1 protein-coding gene is annotated in these 268 nt (G+C 44.0%); it reads right to left on the minus strand.

The window, feature by feature from the left end:
• Positions 1 to 14: 14 nt before the first annotated feature.
• Positions 15 to 268 (minus strand): hypothetical protein (locus GUI70_RS23380; RefSeq protein WP_202630608.1); only part of this gene is annotated, 254 nt, incomplete at its 5' end.

Raw genomic sequence — 268 nt, forward strand, 5'->3', positions numbered from 1 at the left:
TTTTTAGACGAGTGTTAAGCACGCGATGCATCCAGAATTTCGCTGATAGTAGAGTTAAAGTCGCTCATAAAAGCGGAAGCGTCGAAATTTGATTTTACATGTTCAAAAGCGTTTTTGCGGAAAGCCTCATAGTCGCCGTTAACGATGCGTAAAACGGCATCAGCACATTTTTCCGGTGCCAGTAATCGCGGAGGGTGTAACGCGTCCTGCCCTGGAAAATAAACATCATAAGGAAAATTGACGTTGATTCCACACTGCTCAAAATGCG

Origin of the sequence: Deinococcus alpinitundrae, from assembly GCF_009982895.1 — a bacterium.
Classification (GTDB): domain Bacteria; phylum Deinococcota; class Deinococci; order Deinococcales; family Deinococcaceae; genus Deinococcus; species Deinococcus alpinitundrae.